This window comes from Flavobacterium sp. UMI-01, assembly GCF_019656315.1.
GTDB lineage: Bacteria > Bacteroidota > Bacteroidia > Flavobacteriales > Flavobacteriaceae > Flavobacterium.
In genome coordinates this window covers 101,116-122,719 of the sequence record NZ_BPLU01000026.1, presented here as the reverse complement: position 1 = coordinate 122,719, position 21,604 = coordinate 101,116, and the positions used below count along the sequence as shown (strand labels likewise).

Below are 21,604 nucleotides of genomic sequence, written 5' to 3'. Positions count from 1 at the left end.
AAGATAATAGGTTCTTTATATACCAATGTTTTGTTTAAAAAATAATAAAGTACATATTTAATTATTTCAATTTTTATGAATATTATTTTTTTTCTAAATAGGCTTGTTTCAATAATAGAGTTTTATGTTACATTTTTGAAATTTTAATTATATAACTTTAAAGGAAATACTTGTAATCGCTTGTAAACAAAGGGATTTTAAAGATGTAACCAATTTGGAGATAATAGATACATTACGAAAATGTTGTCCAAATGTTAAATGATAAATTTGGATATAATTAAAAACACACAATCTGATGAATAATAAAATAGTAAGATGGTCAGTCATTGCTTCTTTTGCAGGTTTCCTTTTTGGTTTTGATACCGTAGTAATTTCAGGAGCAGATAAAGCATTACAATTATTATGGAACTCGAGTGATATTTTTCATGGTTCAGTAGTTATGGCGATGGCACTTTGGGGAACCGTTATAGGTGCAATATTTGGTGGAATACCAACAAATAAAATAGGTAGAAAAAAGACTTTACTAATTATAGGTGTTTTATTTTCTTTATCAGCTGCGGGAACAGCACTTTCTAACGATCCTTATGTGTTTGCATTTTTTAGGTTTATAGGAGGGTTAGGAATTGGAGCTTCAACCATAGCTGCACCAGCGTATATTTCTGAAATTGCTCCTGCAAAGGATAGAGGTAGATTAGTTGGTTTGTATCAGTTTAATATTGTTTTAGGAATTCTTTCTGCCTTTTTGTCTAATTATCTTTTGAGTGATGTTGGGGAGAATGCTTGGAGATGGATGTTAGGAGTTCAGGTTTTTCCGTCTATAATTTATTCTTTAATGGCATTTAGTTTGCCTGAAAGTCCAAGATGGCTCTATTCTAAAAATAGAATAGATGAAGCAAAAAGTATTTTTGAAAAAATTGGTTCAAAAGAAGATGTCAAATCTATTTTAGATGATTTATTAAAAAATAGCACTAGTACTCCTCTAAATGAGAACATCTTTATGAAAAAATACCGTTTCCAACTTATTTTAGTATTCTTGATTGCAGCTTTTAACCAATTATCTGGAATTAACGCTTTTTTATATTATGCTCCAAGAATATTTGAAGAGGCTGGTTTAGGAGCAAAGACAGCTTTGTTAAGTAGTATTGGAATTGGTTTTATCAATTTAATTTTCACATTAATTGGAGTGTATTTAATAGACCGATTAGGAAGACGTAAATTGATGATTTTCGGTTCTATTGGTTATATTTTTTCTCTTTCATTAGTTGCAGCGTCGTTTTACTTAAGCTGGACTGGATTGGCGGTACCGATTTTTCTGTTTGTGTTTATTGCAGCACATGCAATTGGACAAGGGGCTGTAATTTGGGTATTTATTTCTGAAATTTTCCCAAATCATTTACGCGCTTCAGGGCAATCTTTTGGTAGTTCGGTTCATTGGGTTTTAGCGGCTATTATTCCATCGTTAGTACCAATATTCTTTACTCTTTATGGCGTAGGAAATGTATTTGCTTTTTTTGCTTTAATGATGGTTTTCCAGTTACTATTTGTCATGTTCATGATGCCAGAAACTAAAGGAATCTCTTTAGAAGAGGTTAGCATGGGATTAACTAACGAAGAGGAAACAAGTAGGATTATTAATCAATAAGTAGTATGGGCAATATATCAAAAATCGGTTTTTTAAAAGGGGTATTATTTATTGTGATAATAATTACAATGAATAGTTGTAGTTCATCAATGACAGGTATTGATAAAGGGATATCTAACGAAGAATTATATAGACCTAATTTTCATTTCACTCCTAAGTCTGGATGGATGAATGACCCCAATGGGATGTTTTTTTATAAAGGATTATATCATCTATATTTTCAATATTACCCTGATGATACGGTTTGGGGGCCAATGCACTGGGGACATGCAACAAGCAAGGATATGATTACTTGGAATGAAGAAAAAATTGCGTTATATCCTGATGAAATGGGATATATTTTTTCAGGTAGTGCAGTTGTTGATGTGAATAATACTTCTGGTTTTGGAAGTTTAAACAACCCTCCTATTGTAGCGATGTTTACCTACCATGATCCTGTCAAAGAAAAAACAGGGGCAATAGATTATCAATCGCAGGCAATCGCATATTCGTTAGATGAGGGAATGACATGGACTAAATACAAGAATAATCCAGTGATTAAAAACCCTAATATCAAAGATTTTAGAGATCCAAAAATGACTTGGGATGCTATCCATAATCAGTGGATAATGGTTTTAGCTGCGGATGTGGAAACAAAAATATATCGCTCTTCAAATTTAATTGATTGGGAATTGGCTTCTGCTTTTGGTAAGAATTTGGGTGTGCATGGAGCACCTTGGGAATGCCCTGATTTTTTCCCTATTAAAGTAGAAGGTTCAAACGAAACCAAATGGGTGCTTTTACAAAGTATTAATCCTGGAGGGCCAAATGGCGGATCGGCTACTCAATATTTTGTTGGTGATTTTGATGGTAAAACATTTTCAATAGAGGAAACATTTAATCAGGATTTAAATAAATATGGAGCTTTATGGGTGGATTACGGTAAGGATAATTATGCAGGAGTTACCTGGTCCAATATTCCTGATGCTGATGGTCGTAAATTGTTTATAGGTTGGATGTCTAATTGGGAATATGCTAATAAAGTACCTACAAAAAATTGGAGAAGTGCTACCACCATTGCTAGAGAAATAAAACTTATTAATACCAATGGTCATTATCGAATTGTTTCAGCACCAGTTAAGGAATTGGATAAATACGTTTCCAAAACCATTAAAAAAGACACTATCAAAATTGATAAAACAACCGTGATAATTGATGAAACTTCAGCAGATATGTCAAGATTAGATATTCGGTTTACCATGAATGGATTGAAGAAAGAAAATTATGATTTTATCCTTTCAAATAAAGAGAAAAATGCTATCCACTTTGGAATTAATAAAAAAGATAAGTTTTTCTATATAGATAGAAAAAATGCAGGTCAAACTTCATTTTCTAATGATTTTGCAAAGAAAATATCTGTAGCACCTATAACAGCAGATTTTGATTCAATAGATGTGAGAGTATTAATTGATAAAACATCAATAGAAGTATTTTACGATAACGGAAAAACCGTAATGACCGAAATATTTTTTTCAGATAAACCAATGGATTCTTTTTCGATAGTTAAAGCAAATTCTGATTTTGAACTTAAAAATGTGTCAATAAACCAATTAAAATCTAAATGATTTAATGACAACGAGAACTGATAAATTAAAAACAATTAATCTAACTAACAACCAAATATTAAATTTATGAAAATCAAGTATTTTAAAAATAAGAAAAACATTTTTTCAATCTGTTTGTTTTTCTTAGTGTTTTTTGCTTCAGGGCAACAAACACTGATTAATGGAACCGTATTGGACGATGGAGGGCAACCTTTACCAGGAGCTAGTATCCTTATTCAAGGAACAACGACTGGAACAACTACAGATTTTGATGGTAAATTTCAAATAAAATCGAGTCAAGGTGATGTTTTAGTGGTAACTTATATTGGTTATGAGGATTATAATCTCAAAATAACCTCTCAAAAAACATATAAAATTAAATTAAAATCAACTACGAACACTCTTGGTGAAGTAATTGTAGTAGGATATACTAAAGAGAAAAAATCAGATTTGGCTGGAGCTATTTCGGTGGTTAAAGTATCAGAAGTTGCTCAAGAGTCAAGTCCTAATATTTTGACTGCCTTACAAGGACGTGTGGCTGGTTTACAAGTAAATTCAGGAGGAACGCCAGGAGGAAATGATTCACAAATTACAATCAGAGGTTTAACGACCGTAAATAGTGGTTCAGCTCCACTTTGGGTAATTGATGGCGTACAAACGACAAATCCTTCTTCTTTAAATGCAGAAGAGATTGAATCTATTCAAGTGTTGAAAGATGGTGCTTCAACAGCCATTTACGGAACATCCGCTGCTAATGGAGTTATTGTAGTAACCACTAAAAAAGGTAAAAAAGGTGTTTCTGAATTTAGTTTTCAATCCGAAGTAACTGTAAATAGGCTTAGAGATAAAATAAATGTTCTCAATTCTCAACAATGGGCAGATGTAGAATACAAAGCTCAATTAGGTGCTGGAATTGCATCACCAACTCATCCTTTCTTAATTAATAATGGTAGTGGATTTACAATCCCGCAATATCTAGATCAAGGACAATTACAAACAGCAGCAAACACAAATTGGGTTGATGTGATAACGAATGACTCTTTTTCTACTAATACCGATTTTGGTTATAGAAAAGGAACTGAAAACTTCAGTTTATATACACAGTTAAGTTATTCTGAAGACAATGGTATTCAGCGTTATACAAATTATGATCGTTTTAATGCAAGATTGAATGCTTCTTATAAATTTTTAAAAGATAGAGTAACAATTGGAGAGAATTTCTTGTATTCTAAATATAATGAAGTAAAAGCTAACGAATTTGAAAATGCAATACTTCAAAATCCAATGCTTCCAGTTTATTCTAATTTGGGTGATTATGCGACTATTATTACGGGAGGATTACAAGATAAGCCTAATTCACTAGCAAATTTATGGAGTAATAGAAAGAACAAACAAATGAGTCAAAGGATTTTAGGGAATGTGTATGCGGATGTTAAAATCACTAATGACTTAATATTCAATACAACCTTAAATTTTGATTACGGTACTTTTAAATTTAAAACGGCTACTGAGGCCTTCAATACTAATGGGGTGATTCCATCAGTTTTTAATAACATTATAACTGATGATATAGATAATGATTATTTGGCTACCATTTTTACCAACTCTTTAAAATACGATAAGAGTTTCGGTAAGCATCGCTTTGCTGTTTTTGCAGGGATTGAAAATACAGCGAGAGAAGATAACTCTCTTAATAATCAAATTAATGGTGTGAATATTTCGAATCCTTCTGGATATGTTGTCAACGATAATGCACAATTTAAAACATTAGTTGGAAAAGTAGAAGCTTTCAAAATTTCTCAATTTGGTTCATTAAAGTATGTTTATGATGACCGTTATATTGTTTCAGGAAGCGTAAGAAGAGACGGCTCTTCTAGATTTGGTTCGAATAACAAGTATGCTATTTTCCCAGCAGCTTCTATAGCCTGGAATGCAAGTAATGAAAACTTTTTGAAAGACAATAAAGCTGTTTCTAATTTTAAGGTAAGAGCTTCATGGGGAGTTAATGGTAATGACCAAATTGGGGATTACTCTTTTTTATCCAGTTTTGTTGATAAATCAGTTGGAAATGTAGTGGAGTTTTCAGACTATAATATTGATGGGAGTGGTATTGGTGCAGCTGGAGGAGTCTTGCAATTAAGACAAGCTAATCCTAATCTAAAATGGGAATCAACAGAACAATACAATGTAGGTTTTGATTTAGGTTTTTTTAATAACCGTTTGTCTTTACAATCTGATTTCTTTATCAAAACAACAAATGATTTGATTTTAAGACCAATTGCTTTGTCAATCAATGGAGAAAGTCAGCCTCCATTAATTAATGCAGGTTCTGTAAGCAACAAAGGTATTGAGGCGGTATTGAGTTACAAAAGCAATTCTACTAGAGAATTTAAATACGGAGCCGATTTCAATTTTTCTACTTATAAAAATAATGTAGAAAGTTTAGATACAGATTCTAACTTCTTGTTAAATGGGGTCTCTATCACCCAAAAAGGATCACCAATTGCTTCCTTTTATGGATTAATTGCTGACGGTATTTTTAGAACTCCAGAAGAAGTTGCTGTACATGCTGATCAGCCGGGAAAAGACTTGGGTAGAATTCGTTACAGAGATGTTAATCTTGATGGTAAAATTGACCAAAATGATAGAACAATCATAGGTAACCCACATCCAGATTTTATTTACGGCATCAACTTATATTCTTCTTATAAAGGGTTTGATTTTAACTTGTATTTTGACGGAAAACAAGGAAATGACTTGTATAACGCTCAACGTGCAATAGGAGACTTTGATTATTTTAGTTTCAATCACGGAACGAATACTTTGGATGCATGGACTCCTAGTAATGCTAATTCAAATATTCCAGCTTTATCTACTTTAAATAGTAATAATGAATTGCAAGCCTCTAGTTATTTTGTTGAAGATGGTTCTTATGTAAGATTGAAAACGATAACAGTTGGGTACAATTTCAATACTGATTTTTCAAAAAAGATAGGAATGAATAAGTTACGATTCTATTTGGTAGGACAAAATTTATTTTCAATAACCTCATTTACGGGCTTTGATTATGAAGTTTCTGGATTAAGTGCTGGAGGAATAGGTGTGGCTGGTTATGGAATCCCTCATAAAAAATCAATAACCTTTGGAATTAATGCAAATTTTTAAAATAGTAAACATGAAAACGAAATTTAAAATAATATTTACTGTATTGATTAGCATGCAATTGCTTTCATGTGTAGATGATAGTGATTTAGATGTAAAAGAAAATAATGTTTTATCAGCTGAAAACATTAATCCTGAACAATTAGTAATTGCGGCTTATAGTGCCCTTGATTACAGATATAACACTGGAGAATTTAGAGACCTTTGGCCTTTCGACCATGCACCATCTAATTGGGCAACAAGTGATATACGTTGTGGAGATGCTTATAAAGGTGGTGGTGGTACTGGTGATAATCCAGGCGGCGGAATGCACCAGTTAGAAACACACGATTTATTCCCTTCTAGTGAAAATGCTTATAATGTATGGAGAGCTATTTATTTTGGAATTAAAAGGGTGGATTCAGCTTTAAGAACTATAACCGCTACTGATGAGGCTTCATTTCCTAATAAAAATATTAGAATTGGAGAATTAAAAGTACTAAGAGCTCATTTTTATTTTGAAGCGATTAAAAACTTTGGCTCTATTGTTTGGTACGATGAAAATACACCTATTGATCAAATTAATAAAATCCCGAATTCTTTTGATGCTAGTTTTATGTGGTCAAAAGTAGAGGGAGATTTAAATGCTGCTATAGCTCTTTTGCCAGATACTCAAGAGGATTTAGGGAGAGTAAATAAAGTGGTGGCTTATGCTTTTTTATGTAAAGCACAAGTTTTTCAGAAAAAATGGCCTGAAGCCGTTATTAGTGCTAATTATGTTATTGGCAAACAATATGGCTTAGTAACCGATATAGAAAAATTATACTCCATACCAGGTTATGCAAATCGTGAAAATATTTTTGCTGTACAATATTCAATTAATGATGGGTCTCAATATGGAAATTTAAATTTTGGAAACTTATTGAATGCTCCTGATAGTCCTGGAGATGATGTTAATAATCCGTATCTAAATGGGGATGACTTTGATAAGCCTTCTCAGAATTTAGTTAATGCTTATAAAGTAGGTCCTGATGGTTTACCATTATTTGATACTTTTAATAATTCAAATGTGACTTCAACAGATTTAGTTGACCCAAGACTAGATCATGCAATAGGTAGAACAGGTATTACTTGGAAGGATTGGACGGCAAGACCTCAACAATTAGATTGGAATAGAGATCCAGCTACCTATGGAAATTTTCTAGTAAAGAAAAATGTCATCTCTCCAAAATCAAGTGGGTTAGCTTCTAATCCAACAGGCTTTCCATGGGCTTTAGGTAATTTAGACTTTCCTATTATTAAATATAGTGATTTACTATTATGGAAGGCAGAAGCTTTAATAGAATCGGGTTCTGATATTTCAGGCGGAATAGCTCTTATAAACGAAATTAGAAATAGAGCAAAACTTTCACCTTATGTAAAGGATTTTAATAATCCTAATGTAAATGCAGCTAATTATTTAATCAATCTTTATCCGTTGAATTTGTCTCAAGATGTTGCCAGAAAAGCACTTAGGATGGAAAGAAGATTAGAGTTGGCTAATGAAGGTCATGGTTTTTATGATTTAGTGCGTTGGGGAATTGCTGAACAATATGTTAGTAATTATATCCAAGTTGAAAAAACACGTCGATCCTATTTACAATCAGCTTCTTTACAGGCACATGAACAATATTTACCAATACCACAAATCGAAATCGATGCAAGTTCTAATGTGTACAAACAAAGAATTGGATACTAACTATAAAACTAACTAAAAATTAAAAATATGAAAACAATTCAAAATCACCTGTCTATTTTTAAAATAGCAATAGCATTTATGATGCTTGTGTTCGCAGTTATTTCTTGTGAAAAAGATGATAATTTCTCAGATAGTGTTCCCGATTATACGGAATCTATAATACAATCTTTTAAGGTAGGTACTAAGTATGCTGAGATAAACCATACTATTGGTACCATTACAATGACCTTGCCTTCTGGAACAGATTTAAAAAATGTTCCTGTTGAAATAAGACTTCCAGAATCAGCTACGGTAACACCTGCTTCGGGAACAACTATTGATTTTAGTAATGGACCTGTAACCTTCGAAGTGGTTTCAACAAATGGAGCTCATAGAACTTATACCGCTAATATTGGAGCTTATGGTAATCCCAAAATGCTTTCATTCTCCATTGGTGATAAGATGGGAGTGATTGACGAAGTAAATAAAACTATTAAAGTTGAGATTGGTAGCCAAGATGGTGATTTGAGTAATTTAGCTCCTACATTCGAAATTGCTGAAGGAACAACTGTTGATTTTGCTTCTGGTGTAGCAAGAAATTTCACTTCAGCGAAGGTTTATACCATATTATCAAATAATGGTTATACCGCAAAACAATATACGGTTACAGTTACTCAAATTCAAGCACCTCGTATTGATGCATTCACAATTAATGGTGTAACTGGAATTATTGACAACAGTTCTAATTCGATTCTTGTAATATTACCTTCAGGAACTAATAAGTCAAGTTTATCTCCTGTGATTACTTTGCCAGCGGAGCAAACAGTCACTCCGTCTTCAGGAACAACTCAAAATTTCTTAAATGGAGCGGTAACTTTTACAGTGAAAAATAAAGAAAATTTAACAAAAGCATATAGTGTAACTGTAGAAACAATTACTCCTACAAAGTATGCTTTCCTAGGTCTTGAAAATGATATTAATTCATTGATCGATGATGATGCAAAAGCTGCTGCAACTTGGATGCAGGCAACTTATGGAGCAAATTTTAAATATATCAAAATTGCAGATGTTTCAGCTCAAAATATTGCAGATGTAAAAGTAGCAATGTTGTATTATTTAACTCCAAAAGAAAATCAAGGGTTCTCAGCTACAGCTACAAATGTTTCTACCATGTTGCCAGTAGGTTTAAGAGCAGGTGGTTCACAAGCACAGGTACTTAAGTCGTGGGCTAAAGCAGGAGGTGATATGCTTATTGCTGGTGACCCTAGTCCATTTATCTTTTCATTAGGAAGAGTTCCTGCTAATTTTGGTGCAGCACGAGCTCCAGGGAATTATGTGTTCTCTGAATTTGGCTGTGCTACCGAAACAGGATGTTACGATACAGGTAAACCATCAGATGATATTTGGGGATTAGGAATGAGAGATACTAACAATTCTGGAAACAGACGTACACATGCTATTTTTAATGGATTGACTTTTGAAGGAGGCCTAGGAAATGAGTATTTGCCATTGCAAAATAGTGCAAATAGAGAAGTACGTTTAATCTGGTGGCAACATTTTGATGGTATTTTGAATCCAAGTTGTTGTGGTTCTGATGCAGCAACGAAATTCGAAAAAACCTTGACGGCTGTCAAATTTGGAACTCTGAGACATATTGGTGATGCTTTTGGTTATGGAGCAGTAGAATTCAAAAGAACAGATTTAACGAATGATGCTTCTTTCGATACTCAAATCCCAACGGATTTCAAAGGACATATTTTTACAATTTCAAATACAATTGTAGGGTACGAATGGAATTCTAATGGAACTACTAATGATTATCAAAATAATATTAAAACGTTCACAAAGAACATCATTGATTATCTATATAGTATAAACAATGACTAGTTAATTAAAAGAAAATAATATGAAAAATATATTTATAAATAAATTATATCTAAAGTATGTATTGTTGCTAGTAATAGCAACAATAACATACTCATGCGAAGAGCGTCTAAATCATGATGATGACTTACCAAACACACTAAATATAATTGAGTCAATTAAAATTGGACAAACGAGTGCAACAATAGATAATTTATCAGGTGTTGTTGATTTTGTACTGCCATCTGATGTTAATTTGTCATCCGTTGTTTTAGAAATAAGAAGTCCTCAAGGGGTAGAAATTTCTCCAGCAAATGGGACTATGGTCGATTTAACAACACCTCTGGAAATCACTGCGAAATCAGGTGGAAAAACAAGGAAATATATCGTAAACGCACGTTTGTTGCCAAGTCAAATAGCATTTGTTAATGAAGCATTGACCATGGATGCAATTAGTGATGATGATGTAAAAGCAGCTGCACAATGGACAAAAGATACTTATGGTGATAAGTTTGTTTATATTCCATTTTCTAATTTGACAATAGAAGCATTGAAGTCTGTAAACGTAGTATTCTTTTTCTATGACAATACAGGAAGTTCAAATTTACCTCAAGCAAGTTTAGATAAAAAGAATGTATTAATTCAATATGTTGTTGAAGGCGGAAAAATGCTTTTGGGAGGTATGGCAACTAGTTATGCTGAAGTAGTTGGAAGAGATAAAAGTGGGTTATTGACGATTAAAAGTAGTAGCGCTGGAGGAATCAATAATGATGTATGGTCTATTGATGGCGGTGTTAATTTTCAAATTGATCAAAGAAGTAGTCCAATATACAATTTTACGACTATAATTTCATCCGATGTAAATGGATACTTCCCAGTTATCAATGGAGGATTCAAAGAAGATCACAATACCATGTGGGATTTAGGGCCTTTATTAGCTCCAGGACATCAATTAGGACAATTTGCAGAGTTTCAACGATTATATGGAGCTAAGGTTTTAGCAACTTGGAGTGGTGTTACAGATGAAGCAGTTGCTGGAATTGTTGAATTTACTCCAACTTCTGTTTATGCAGGGACTATCATCGGAATTGGATTTGGAGGAATGGAATGGGCAATGAATGATGGAAGAACAAATGTGTATGCTTTTAATATAAAAGGGATTTACAGAAATGCAATAGATTATTTAGGTACAAAATAGTTAATTTGGTTATTTGGTAATTGTGCCATTAAAAGGGAGGGATTCCTCCCTTTTTTTACTTTAAAGTTATGAAAAATAAGAAAGAATTAAAAGCAGTTTGCTTTGGGGAAGTATTATGGGATGTTTTTCCAACTCATAAAAAAATTGGCGGAGCTCCTTTGAATGTTGCACTTCGTATGAATTCATTTGGGATTCAAACAACGATGATAAGTCGCGTAGGATTAGATGAAAATGGTTCCGATATCAAAGAGTTTATCGAGAGTCATCAAAGTACTACACAATATATTCAAGAAGGAGCCGATTACAAGACAGGAGTGGTTAATGTTATGATTAACGAAAAAGGTAACGCTTCTTATGATATTTTATACCCTTCAGCTTGGGATAAAATTCAACTGACTGATGAAATGAAACAGTTAGTTTCAGCAGCTGATGCATTTGTTTTTGGCAGTTTAATTTGTAGAGACGAACTATCCAGAACAACTTTGTTGGCTTTGTTAGAAGTAGCAAAATATAAAGTGTTAGATGCTAATCTTCGCGCGCCTTATTATACTACTGAGGTACTAATTGAGCTAATGTCAAAAGCTGATTTTATTAAGCTGAATGATGAAGAACTAAGAGAAATAAGTCGTGAGTTGAATTCCCCATATAATTCTTTCGAACAAAACATTAAGTTTATTGCTAAGAAAACAAAGGCAAAACACATATGTGTAACCAAAGGAGAATTTGGAGCGGTGCTGTATTATGATGGGAAGTTCTTTTATAATAGCGGTTACTTTATAAAAGTAGTTGATACCGTAGGGGCTGGGGATTCTTTTTTAGCGTCATTAACAATGAAATTACTAAAAGGGAAATCACCTCAAAAAGCATTAAATTATGCATGTGCAGTAGGCGCTTTAGTTGCAGGTCAGGAAGGAGCTAATCCTAAGATAAGTGACACAGAGATTAGAAAGTTTATGATGATTGAAGAAAAGACTAAAAGTGACTAATAATATTTATTCTGCTAATCCTAAATTTGGATAGTTTGTTCGACTGTTTTACAAATATACAAGTGAGTAATCTGTAGAAATTGAATTCAATCTGAAAAAAAGTAAGACAAAACCCCTAAAAAACGTATGTTTTTAGGGGTTTTTTTATCTTCATTTCTTATTATAAATAATTTAAAAAATTGATTTTGAAAAAAAATAAATCAAAAGTTGGATCATGAATGGAAAAAACTATTCTAAATGTTGCTCGAAGGATGTATTTTATCAAAAAACAAACGATAAACAACGATGGGAATCAGGCAATAAACCTGATGAGAAATAGTTATATTTGTCTTTATTAATCTGATTTTTTAAAATGCGTCAACTTCTTTGTATTATAGCTGTAGTCTCCTTTTTTAATGTAGTAGCACAAGAAGAATTAAAAAGTCTGCCGGCTCCTATGGTAGCGGTAGATTCTTTGTATAGAGAAGATCAGTTTTATTTTGGGTTTACTTTTAACAACCTCAAGAACAAACCTGCTGATTTGACCCAAAACAAATTTTCAACTGGATTTTCAGCTGGATTTTTAAGAGACATGCCCGTAAATAAAAAAAGAAACGTTGCTCTTGCTACTGGAATAGGGTTTACCTATAATAATTTTATTCAAAATTTGGATATTGAACAAAACGGTCAGGAGATTAGTTATGCACTTTTTGCCTCCACCTCGGATTATAGTAAGAATCGATTTTCTCAATTATTGGTTGATGTTCCCTTAGAATTTCGTTGGCGAACTTCTACTTATGAATCCTATAAATTTTGGCGTATTTATGGCGGTGTCAAGTTCAGTTATCTGATATATGACCGTTACATCTCCGAAAGTGCTGATGGAAGAACCATTATTACTCGTAATAAAGATTTTGAAACCTTGCAGTACGGAATTTATGCCGCAACGGGTTACAATACCTTCAATGTGTATGTGTATTACGGGTTGAATGGGATTTTTAAATCAGCCAAAGTCAACAATCAAAACATTGATATGAATGCATTTAATGTAGGGGTTATTTTTTATATTTTATAGCCACAAATACATTAACATCATTTGAGGAATACTTCCTAAAAGAAAACCAATGGTTAATTCTTTTGGTGTATGAGCTCTCATTTCTAATCGGGACGAAGCTACTGCTGCATTCATAAAAAGTAAAAAGGTAATCCAAACAGTGTTTTGGGTTTGGAAATGCCTACTTAAACCAAAAACAAACATTGTCAAAGCGCTTATTCCCATCATGTGAAGACTGACTTTAGTTTTTGCGAATAACAATAATAATGCAATTAGCGTACTAAGTAAGGCGCCCAGAAAGAAAAAATGAAATTCAGGATACTGCTCAATGGTAATCCCTTTTTTTACTAAAAGAATAATTAAAAAACACTGAATGACTAAGGGCATTTTGCGTTCCCCTATTTTAGGCGCCATAGCTGAACTGATTTTTCCAATAGATCGTAATAAATAAAAAACCAATAAAGGAATCAAAATTGTTACCACTACAACTTGAAGGAAAATTATTGTTTTTTCTTTGGTTACAGCATACGAATGATTGGCAAAAACATAAAAAAAAGTAGCGTATAATGGGATGAATAAAGGGTGGAAAATATAAGAAAAGGAGATGAGGAATTTTTTCAAAATAATGGTATAGAGGTTAGTTAAACAAATATAATAAAATTGTCAGGCTTTATGTAACGCTCGAAAAGGTTTTAACCCTAGGCTAGAAAATAGTACGACTCATAGGTACAAATGACTAAGAAATGTTATTTTTGAGGAAGATTATAATATCCATGAGTATTCCATTAAAAAATTGTGTTTCCGTTTTGTCGGCAAAATGCCACGGTGATTGTTCATCGGGTCATATTGAACATGTTTCCATAGACAGTCGTTCCTCTCATAACGGAGCGACTACGTTGTTTTTTGCCTTGATTGGGCCCAATAATAATGGGCATCAATATATTGCAGAACTAATCGAAGAAGGGGTTGCTGCCTTTGTGGTGTCGTATATTCCCGAAGGATTAGAGGATAAAGCTACTTACTTGGTGGTAGATAATACGTTGGTGGCCTTACAGAAATTTGCTATTTATTACCGCAGTTTATTCGATTTTCCTGTTATCGGGATTACGGGTAGTAATGGCAAAACCATTGTCAAAGAATGGCTCAATTTTTTGTTGAGTCCTGATTTTAATATTATCCGAAGTCCAAAAAGTTTTAATTCGCAAGTAGGAGTTCCCTTGTCGGTTATAGCAATAAATGAAAAACACAACTTAGGGATTTTTGAAGCTGGTATTTCTACCGTTGCCGAGATGGAAAAGTTGGAACCTATCGTAAAGCCTACTATAGGAGTTTTAACCAATATTGGGACTTCACACGATGAAGGTTTTGCCAATACAACACAAAAAATTACCGAAAAATTAAAACTTTTTTCTCATGTGGAAGTTTTGGTTTATCAAAAAGACGAGCGAGTAACTCCTGTTATTCCAGTGGGGATAACTACCTTTAGTTGGAGTTTTACAGATAAAACTGCTGATGTCTTTGTCTCACACACCAAAAACGCAAATCATAAAACCACCATTTCCTACCAATACAAAAACCATTCACACTCAATTGAAATTCCCTTTGAGGATAGAGCCTCTATTGAAAATGCTATTTCATGTTTGTTGGTCTTGTTGTATTTAAATTATGACAACGAAACTATTGCTTCCCGGATGAGCATGTTGTATCCAGTGCAAATGCGATTGGAAGTGAAAAACGGAATCAATAATTGCAATCTGATTGATGACAGTTATAGTTCTGATTTTCAGTCTTTGAAAATTGCCTTGGATTTTTTAGAAAGCCAAAACAAGTTCCAGAAGAAAACCTTAATCCTTTCCGATATTTTTCAGAGTGGGCTTTCGGATGAAGAGTTATACGGTCGCGTAGCCAAATTAGTGGTGGCCAATAATATTCAGCGAGTAATAGGTATTGGAGAAACGATTGTCAAATTTAAAACCCTTTTTACCAATTGTATAGCTTATCCTCATACCGCTGATTTCTTAGCTGATTTTGAAAATTTAGAATTTTCCAATGAAACGATTCTGGTCAAAGGTGCACGTTCTTTTGAATTTGAAGAAATAGTGGCGGTCTTAGAGCAAAAAAAGCATGAAACGGTACTGGAAATCAACCTCAATGCACTAAGTTATAATCTGAATTTCTTTAAAGCCAAATTACAACCTCAGGTCAAAATCATGGTAATGGTCAAAGCATTTGGGTACGGTAATGGCGGATTAGAAATTGCTAGTTTATTGGAGCATCACCAGGTGGATTATTTAGGGGTGGCATTTGCTGACGAAGGAATTTCATTAAAAAATGATGGAATTCGTTTGCCTATAATGGTTCTAAATCCTGAAAGCACAAGTTTTTCATCGATTATTCAGTATCAATTAGAACCTGAAATTTATACGCTCAGAGGCTTGCATAATTTTTTAAAAATAGCAGAACATAAAAACTTACAACATTTTCCTTTTCATATCAAAATAGATACGGGTATGCATCGTTTGGGGTTTGAACGAAATCAGTTGCCTGAACTGATTCAAACCTTAAAAGGGAATACTCGTGTTCAGGTAAAAAGTATTTTGTCTCATATGGCTACCAGTGATGATGGGGCGCATTATGCATTTGCCAAACAACAGATTCAACTTTTTGATGAATTGTCTTCGCAAATTATGACCGAATTGCAAATTAACCCGATACGACATATTTTGAACACCTCGGGGATTAGTAATTTTCCTGAAGCCCAGTTCAATATGGTGCGTTTAGGGATTGGATTGTATGGCGTTTCCAATGATGCAGAAGAACAAAAATTTTTGGAGAATGTAGGAACACTCAAATCGGTTATTTCTCAAATACGTACTATTCCTGCTGGAGATAGTGTCGGCTACGGTAGGCGTTTTATGGCACAAAAAGAGACTAAGGTGGCCACCATACCCATTGGTTATGCTGATGGAATATCGAGAGCTTGGGGCAATGGAGTAGGTTATGTGACTATTAAAAATAAAAAAGCCACCATTTTAGGAAGTGTGTGTATGGATATGTTGATGGTAGATGTAACCGAAATTGATTGTGTAGAGGGTGACGATGTTATTATTTTTGGAGAAAGTCCTACGGTAGTCGAAATGGCGCTGGCCTTAAAAACGATTCCTTATGAGATATTGACAAGCATTTCACAACGAGTGAAGCGTGTTTTCTACAGGTAAGACGGATTTTTTGAGATGAAAATAGCATTGATGCAAAAAAATAATTATTTTAGTGTTTACGTTTAACAAAAAAAGGATAACTATGGGATTTTTTAGTGATTTTAAAGCCTCTCTAATGAAAGGTGATGTATTAAGTTTAGCAACTGCTGTGGTAATTGGTGGTGCTTTTGGTAAGATTGTCAGTTCAGCGGTTGATGATGTCATCATGCCTATCGTGGGGTTGCTAACAGGAGGTATTGATTTTACTACGAAATTTATTTCGTTGGATGGGAATAGTTATCCTGATTTAGCCGCAGCCAAAGCAGCTGGGGCAGCCGTAATTACGTATGGTAATTTAGTGCAAGCAACGATTAATTTTGTAATTATTTCGTTCTTTATTTTTGTGGTGCTTAGAGCTGCTGAAAGAGCTAAGAAGAAAGAAGAAGTTGTTGCTCCAGCACCACCTGCAGGACCAACACAAGAAGAATTATTAATCCAAATTAGAGATTTATTGAAGAAATAATTTCCGCTACATTATATATTCTGTAACCAACTTGAATGCAATTCAGGTATAAACCGTCTTGTAACTGAGGCGGTTTTTCTTTTTGGAAACTTTTTAATAATTACAAAATGTTATATATTTAACAGTTTGTTATTTTTTGTTAGTCTCCTTGTTTTGAAATAGATATTACTTACTTTTGCAGTTCAAAAAAATAAAAATTTAATTATAATTAAAAATATACAATGAGAATAGCAGTAGTAGGAGCTACCGGAATGGTGGGCGAGATCATGTTAAAAGTTTTAGCTGAAAGAAATTTTCCAGTAACAGAATTGATTCCTGTGGCTTCAGAGAAATCTGTGGGTAAAGAAATTGAATTCAAAGGAGCAAAATACAAAGTGGTTGGTTTACAAACAGCTGTTGATATGAAGGCGGATATCGCTTTGTTCTCAGCAGGTGGAGGAACGTCATTAGAGTGGGCTCCTAAATTTGCTGAAGCAGGAACTACGGTTATCGACAATTCTTCAGCTTGGAGAATGGACCCTACTAAAAAATTAGTGGTTCCTGAAATCAACGCATCTGAATTGACTGCAGCAGATAAAATCATTGCTAACCCAAATTGCTCTACTATCCAAATGGTATTGGCTTTGGCTCCATTGCATAAAAAATACAATATCAAACGTGTGATTGTTTCTACTTACCAGTCGATTACAGGAACAGGAGTAAAAGCAGTACAACAGTTCGAAAATGAAGTAGCTGGTGTAAAAGGGGATATGGTGTACAAATACGAAATCAACCGCAACTGTATTCCTCAGTGTGATGTTTTTGAAGATAACGGATACACTAAAGAAGAGATGAAATTGGTAAAAGAAACCAAAAAAATCTTAGGTGATGATAGCGTAAAAGTAACGGCTACTGCTGTACGTGTACCAGTTGTTGGTGGACACAGTGAGGCTGTAAATATTGAGTTTTCAAATGATTTTGATGTAAATGAAGTACGTACTATTTTAAGTCAAACTGACGGTGTGGTAGTACAAGATAACTTGGATACCTTCACTTACCCAATGCCAAAATACGCTGAAGGTAAAAACGAAGTTTTCGTAGGACGTATTCGTCGTGACGAAAGCCAAGACAATACTTTAAACATGTGGATTGTAGCGGATAACTTGAGAAAAGGAGCGGCTACAAACACGATTCAAATCGCTGAGTATTTAATCGCAGCTAAATTAGTGTAAGCTATTTTAAACATAGTTTTTAAAACAGATATACCTTATAAGTTTTAGAAAACAGAAATTTTGAACCATTAAGGGATTAAGAAAAGTTAAGTGCAGTGCTTAATAAACTTAATTTCTTAATGGTTTTTTATTTTTTGTAAAAACTTATATGACTTATATGTTTAATCAATTTTCCCTCAAAGCATATCTTAATTGTTCTTAACCCGTTGGGTGAAATTAAGTTAATGGTTAATTTTATACCTATTGTCACATTAAGCTTGTCGAAATGTATCCTATATGAGGTCTTCGACCCTTCGATTAGCTCAGAGCAGGCTCAACTCAGACTGACATGTTAGGTATAAATAACGTTAGATTTAAATTAGAATTGCCATTTTTAAATGAATCTGATTAATTTCACCCAACGGGTTGTTCTTATATGTCTTATATGGTTTAAAAAAAATAGATGTTAACCCCAACAAGGTGAAAATTCTTTTTTGTTTTCCTACCTTTGCACCGCATGAAAAAGAAATCCATCATCATCGCTTTTTCTCTTGGATTGACCGTGTTGTTGTCAATACTGGTGCAATCATTTCATGCCTATGTGCATCATTCCGAGCAGGAAGTACAAGCATATTGTCATCATGAAAATGACGGTAATAAAGGCCAATTTACCCACCATCATTACAAGGCTGAACCCTGTAAAGTGTGTCATTTTTCCTTCGGCCAGTATGTAGTGACTGCGATTGCGCACTATCATTTTTACATTGACTATACCTTAATTCCATTTTTTTCGATACTTATCGAAAAAGTAATTTCTTTCCCAGGGAGTTTGTATTCCCTTCGTGGTCCCCCTATTTACAGTATTTTTTAAAAACTACCCATGTTGCACTCAGATGTTAAGTTCTACTTCATTTCTGTGTTCGGCTGTTGATGCTGTTTCGGAAAAATTTCCGATTAGCAAGTATTTTTATTATAAACGAAAAGGCTTGTAGGCCTTTCTAATGTACTGTAAAAAATGAAAAAATATATGGTGGTCCTGTTTTTAGGGCTAAGTGCTTTTTTGCAAGCTCAACAACGATTGTCTGGTACGGTAACCAACAATCAAAAACAACCTCTTGCGGGTGTTTCAGTGTACATATCCGAATTACACAAAGGAACAACTACTAATGAAAACGGATTGTTTTCCTTTTCAAATTTACCAAAAGGCGATATAAAAATACGTTTTGTTCTAGTAGGTTTTGGCACCCAAAACAAAACGGTGAAACTTGTCAATAATGAAGAAAATATTCAGGTGGTCATGGACGAAGCCTTATTCGAAATGGATGAGGTGATTGTGTCCACTGCTTTTAATAAGATGCAGTCTCAAAACGTAATGAAAGTTTCCCACGAAAGTATTCAGTCCTTACAAACAAAAGGAACGGCAACTTTAATCGAAGGCTTGGCTACCATTCCTGGAGTTTCGCAAGTATCCACGGGAACGGGTATTGGAAAGCCAGTTATTCGAGGCTTGAGTGGCAATCGTGTGTTAGTGTATTCTCAAGGTGTTCGCATCGAAAATCAGCAATTTGGGGACGAACACGGATTGGGTCTCAATGATGCTGGGGTAGAAAGTGTGGAGGTTATCAAAGGGCCAGCTTCATTGTTGTACGGTTCAGATGCACTGGGAGGGGTATTGTATTTTAACCCTGAAAAATTTGCTGATGCACATGCATTCAAAACTAATTTCAGCCAAAAACTATTCTCGAATACTTTAGGTTCAAGTACTTCGCTGGGTATCAATACCGCGACGGAAAATTGGAAATTTTTAGCCAGAGGGAGTTATGCCACGCATTCGGATTACAGCATTCCTGACGGAGATCGTGTGACCAATACACGCTTTAATGAAACTGATTTTAAAACGGGAATTGGGTACAGCAATTCAAATTTCTCTACTGTGTTGAGGTACAATTTTAACCGTCTTGATTTAGGATTACCTGAGGAAATAGGGGAGCAAACGAAAACAAAAACTACGGATTATCCGCGCCAAGGTGTCGATAATCATTTGTTGAGTTTGAACTCAGTGGTTTATTTAGGGAATTCCAAACTAGATGTTGATTTGGGTTACATTGGCAATGACCGAAATGAATTTGAAGACAGTCCAGAAGCTATTTTACAAATGAAATTGAAGACGTTTAATTACAATGCCAAATACCATTTGCCTAAAATCGGGAATATGGAATCGATTTTTGGGATTCAAGGAATGTATCAAACCAATGCTAATTTTGGAGAAGAACTCCTGATTCCAGATGCTAAGACTAATGATTTTGGGGTGTTTGGAACGGCTAATTACCAATGGAAGTCAAATGTGATTCAGGGAGGTTTGCGTTTTGACAACCGAAAAATTACGACAGAAGAACATGGGGAAGAAGGGGAAGAAGGCTATTTTAAAGCTATCGATCAATCTTTTGATAGTTTCAATGCTTCTTTGGGCTACAAAACAGATGTAACATCCAATTTGATTTTGAGATTAAATTTGGCCTCAGGTTTTAGAGCGCCAAATTTGGCCGAATTGACTTCTAATGGAGTGCATGAAGGGACAAATCGGTACGAAATAGGGAATGCCAATTTGAAAAATGAGCAAAACGTTCAAACCGATTTGAACTTAGAATACAAAAATACCCATTTTGAATTTTTTGTCAACGGTTTCTACAATCATATCAATAATTACATTTTTACAGCGCCAACTGGTGCGGTACAAGAAGACAATGCGGTGTTTGAATACGTTCAGGAAGATGCTAAATTATATGGTGGAGAGATTGGGATTCACTTGCATCCACACCCTTTGGACTGGTTGCATTTGGAGTCTAGTTTTGAAACAGTAACAGGAAAAAAACAATCTCAAGGAACTGGAGATGATTATTTGCCTTTGATTCCAGCGAACAATTGGAATAATACCATTCGAACCGAATTTAAAATTGGCGATTGGTTGCGTGAAGGATTTGCTGCATTGAGTTGGAACGCGACGTTTACTCAAAATAACGTAAGTGGTTTTGAAACCCGAACAGGTGGGTATAGTTTAGTGAATTTTGGTTTCGGTGGAAAAATCACGTTGGGTAAAACGGTATTCAACCTTAATTTGAACGGAAATAATCTTCTCAATAAAACCTATATCGCCCATCTTTCTCGTTTAAAAACCGATGGAATTGCTAATATGGGAAGAAACATCGTTCTGGGGCTAAACTTTGAGTTGTAATTTATTTGAAATATAAAAGTCATTTGAGTTTTTTGTTTTTTAAACACTATAAGAAATACAAGGGCATTTAAGTTTTGGGTTTATTTTTAAAACATATAAATAATAGCAACCCGTTGGGTGAAATGAATTTAATAGTTCATTAAACCTACTTGTCACATTGAGCTTATCGAAATGTAACCTATTATGAGGTATTCGACCCTTTGATAAGCTCAGGGCAGGCTCAGATTAGACGGATATGTTAAGTATAAATAACTTTAGATTTAAATTCGAATTGCCATTTTTAAATGAATCTGATTAAT

General features: G+C 34.1%; 14 protein-coding genes. 13 read left to right on the top strand and 1 reads right to left on the bottom strand.

Features of this window, described 5'->3' with window-relative positions:
• The first annotated feature begins 295 nt into the window (after positions 1-295).
• The 8 genes from K5R64_RS10100 (at position 296) to K5R64_RS10065 (ending at position 13,184) form a co-directional block, all read left to right on the top strand.
• Positions 296-1,642: a sugar porter family MFS transporter gene (locus K5R64_RS10100; protein WP_220763180.1), complete on the top strand. Its 1,347-nt coding sequence runs from the start codon at positions 296-298 to the stop codon at positions 1,640-1,642.
• 68 nt (positions 1,643-1,710) lie between these two features.
• The gene (locus K5R64_RS10095) at positions 1,711-3,246 is read left to right on the top strand and encodes a glycoside hydrolase family 32 protein (protein ID WP_255580343.1); all 1,536 of its coding nucleotides are present in this window, start codon (positions 1,711-1,713) and stop codon (positions 3,244-3,246) included.
• 66 nt (positions 3,247-3,312) lie between these two features.
• Positions 3,313-6,390, top strand: a complete 3,078-nt coding sequence (locus K5R64_RS10090) for a TonB-dependent receptor (RefSeq protein WP_220763176.1) — start codon at positions 3,313-3,315, stop codon at positions 6,388-6,390.
• Positions 6,391-6,400: 10 nt separating this feature from the next.
• Entirely contained in the window at positions 6,401-8,104 is a 1,704-nt protein-coding gene (locus tag K5R64_RS10085) for a RagB/SusD family nutrient uptake outer membrane protein (protein WP_220763174.1), read from the top strand.
• A 27-nt stretch (positions 8,105-8,131) separates the two neighbouring features.
• Positions 8,132-9,970: a hypothetical protein gene (locus K5R64_RS10080; protein WP_220763173.1), complete on the top strand. Its 1,839-nt coding sequence runs from the start codon at positions 8,132-8,134 to the stop codon at positions 9,968-9,970.
• A 19-nt stretch (positions 9,971-9,989) separates the two neighbouring features.
• A complete protein-coding gene (locus K5R64_RS10075) occupies positions 9,990-11,144 on the top strand; it encodes a DUF4960 domain-containing protein (protein ID WP_220763172.1) in 1,155 nt (384 codons plus the stop codon).
• Positions 11,145-11,212: 68 nt separating this feature from the next.
• Positions 11,213-12,130 (top strand): carbohydrate kinase family protein, encoded by a 918-nt coding sequence (locus K5R64_RS10070; protein ID WP_220763171.1) that lies wholly within the window; start codon positions 11,213-11,215, stop codon positions 12,128-12,130.
• Between the two features lie 352 nt (positions 12,131-12,482).
• A complete protein-coding gene (locus K5R64_RS10065) occupies positions 12,483-13,184 on the top strand; it encodes a porin family protein (protein WP_220763170.1) in 702 nt (233 codons plus the stop codon).
• Here K5R64_RS10065 and K5R64_RS10060 read toward each other — a convergent pair.
• Entirely contained in the window at positions 13,179-13,784 is a 606-nt protein-coding gene (locus K5R64_RS10060) for a hypothetical protein (protein WP_220763169.1), read from the bottom strand. The two genes, K5R64_RS10065 and K5R64_RS10060, sit on opposite strands and share 6 nt — an antisense overlap.
• A gap of 152 nt (positions 13,785-13,936) precedes the next feature.
• On the opposite strand from K5R64_RS10060, the gene K5R64_RS10055 reads away from it, so the two are divergent.
• From K5R64_RS10055 to K5R64_RS10035, 5 genes are all read left to right on the top strand, one after another.
• Positions 13,937-16,381, top strand: a complete 2,445-nt coding sequence (locus K5R64_RS10055; protein WP_220763168.1) for a bifunctional UDP-N-acetylmuramoyl-tripeptide:D-alanyl-D-alanine ligase/alanine racemase — start codon at positions 13,937-13,939, stop codon at positions 16,379-16,381.
• A gap of 82 nt (positions 16,382-16,463) precedes the next feature.
• On the top strand, positions 16,464-16,883 hold the full coding sequence (mscL, locus tag K5R64_RS10050; protein ID WP_220763165.1) for a large conductance mechanosensitive channel protein MscL: 420 nt from the start codon (positions 16,464-16,466) through the stop codon (positions 16,881-16,883).
• 221 nt (positions 16,884-17,104) lie between these two features.
• Positions 17,105-18,094 (top strand): aspartate-semialdehyde dehydrogenase, encoded by a 990-nt coding sequence (locus K5R64_RS10045; protein ID WP_220763163.1) that lies wholly within the window; start codon positions 17,105-17,107, stop codon positions 18,092-18,094.
• 496 nt (positions 18,095-18,590) lie between these two features.
• A complete protein-coding gene (locus K5R64_RS10040; protein WP_220763161.1) occupies positions 18,591-18,944 on the top strand; it encodes a hypothetical protein in 354 nt (117 codons plus the stop codon).
• A gap of 144 nt (positions 18,945-19,088) precedes the next feature.
• Positions 19,089-21,305, top strand: a complete 2,217-nt coding sequence (locus K5R64_RS10035; protein WP_220763159.1) for a TonB-dependent receptor — start codon at positions 19,089-19,091, stop codon at positions 21,303-21,305.
• Positions 21,306-21,604 lie beyond the last annotated feature (299 nt).